The following is a 408-nucleotide window of genomic DNA, read 5'->3' as shown; positions in this document are numbered from 1 at the left end:
CGCCCCATCCCCGCCGCCCGCCGGCCGGGCTCCGTGACGTCCGCCACGGCGGCCTGACACGCGGCCAGGTTGCCCGCGGTGGCGCCCGCCAGCAGCCGCGACGCGAAGAGCACGGGCAGCAGGTGCACGTGCGTGGCCCAGGCGAAGAGCGCCATGGAGAACGCGTTGCCCAGGAGGCTCAGCAGGATGACGGGGCGCCGGCCCACCCGGTCCGACAGCCGCCCGAGCACCGGCGTGGCCAGAAGCTGCGCGGTGGAGAAGAGCGCGAGCAGCACCCCCGCCGTGGTGGCCGAGCCCCCCATGGACTCCACGTAGAAGGGCAGCAGCGGGATGATGAGCCCGAAGCCCACCAGGTCCAGGAAGACGGTGATGAACACGAGCACCCGTACCCGGCGCTGGACGGCCAGG

The 408-nt window shown here is 74.0% G+C and carries 1 protein-coding gene; it reads right to left on the bottom strand.

Annotated features, from left to right (window positions below; translation table 11 throughout):
- Positions 1 to 407 (bottom strand): MFS transporter (locus HG543_RS54210; RefSeq protein ID WP_169352742.1); only part of this gene is annotated, 407 nt, incomplete at its 3' end.
- Position 408: the final 1 nt, after the last annotated feature.

The sequence above is a fragment of the Pyxidicoccus fallax genome, from assembly GCF_012933655.1.
GTDB lineage: Bacteria > Myxococcota > Myxococcia > Myxococcales > Myxococcaceae > Myxococcus > Myxococcus fallax.
Note: the sequence above shows the minus strand (reverse complement) of the source record. Positions and strands in the feature narration are given on the sequence as shown.